Annotated in this window: 1 protein-coding gene; it reads left to right on the top strand. The window is 66.0% G+C overall.

The annotated features are described in order from the left end of the window. The first annotated feature begins 85 nt into the window (after nt 1-85). Complete coding sequence (locus tag KUM40_RS38405) at nt 86-1,237, top strand: hypothetical protein (RefSeq protein ID WP_217170975.1); 1,152 nt, start codon at nt 86-88, stop codon at nt 1,235-1,237. Nucleotides 1,238-1,318: the final 81 nt, after the last annotated feature.

The following is a 1,318-nucleotide window of genomic DNA, read 5'->3' as shown; positions in this document are numbered from 1 at the left end:
ACCCCGGGAACACCACTGGCCACACGCCTGGGTTTCTGATGGCCACCAGCCTGGGCCTCCAACGGCCACCCACCTGGGCATCTCAATGACCGTTGACATCCGGTTCATCTGGCGCCCCGAAGAGTTGTTGATCGCCCATGATGGCAAGGGCGTACGACTGGCCGACATCCTGCTGCTCGGCCTGCCATGGCTCAGCGGGAAGACCTCCGACGCGGAGGCCACAGGGCGATTCGGCATCGGCTTGGCGACCTTGCGGGCCCTCGCGACTACTTGGGAGGTGCACTGTCACCCCTTCCACGTGCGGTTTGCCGACCTGTCCATTCGGGCGGTCGAGCCGCTGGTGGTGCCGGAGCAAGTCGCGGGGCCCGAGTGGACGGTCTTCCGAATCCCTCTTGCCCTCGACGCACTCTCCGCCTCGGAGCTCTTCGAGTGGTTCGAGACGTGGAACGACAGCTCCTTGCTCTTTCTGCGGCACGTGAGGTGGGTCGAAGCACTCAGCGACCGCCAGGGTGAGCAGGGAGCTGATGACGATACGCCGCCCGTGATGCTCAGTCTGACTTGGACGGAGATCGACCAGCGAAGGCTTCGTATCGACGGTGAGGAAGTGGATGTCCGGGTACGGGAGGCCCGGACAACCAGTGGGGCACTGTGGCGGGTTTACGACGCCCACGTCGCACCGCACGGCACGAGTACCCGTCGGCACAAGGCGGTGGGAGCCTCTATGCCGGTCGCCGTCGCGCTGCCGGTGCACGGACCGGAACTAGGGAGTGTGCATGCTGGGCTACCGGTGGCCGAGTTGAGAGCCGCAGCTCGCGTGCACGCCCAGTTCGACCCCGTCGTCAGCCGTGAAGGATTCGCCGCCAGCCGATGGAACGAGGACCTCGTCCCGCTCGTCGCGGACCTCTGGGCCGCTTCCGCCCTCGACGTACTCAGCGATGTCGAACCCTCTGCTTGGCACCTCGTCCCGCTGCCTTCGCCCTCCGACCCCTCGTCGCCCTCCCGGCTCCAGGACAGTATCCGTGCGGCGCTGGTCGACCGTTCCCGCACGTGGTTGGTGTCCCAGATCTCCCTGCCCTGCCCGGACGGGACCACGAAGCCACTCTCGGCGCTCGCTGTTGAGGAGCCGCAGTTGTCGGGGGTTCTGGATGACGAGGACTTCGCCCGGCTGGCGGGGCTGCCGAGTACGTTTCCGCGACGCGCTCGCGACGGTGCTCACCAGTGTGTCGGCGTCGCTTGAACCGTGACCCTCTGACGGCGGATCAAAACTGACTCACTTCGTGGCATCCATACGAACCTGATCTTGAGTGGAGATCGGGAG

It is taken from the genome of Streptomyces sp. AC512_CC834, assembly GCF_019049325.1.
GTDB lineage: Bacteria > Actinomycetota > Actinomycetes > Streptomycetales > Streptomycetaceae > Streptomyces.
Note: the sequence above shows the minus strand (reverse complement) of the source record. Positions and strands in the feature narration are given on the sequence as shown.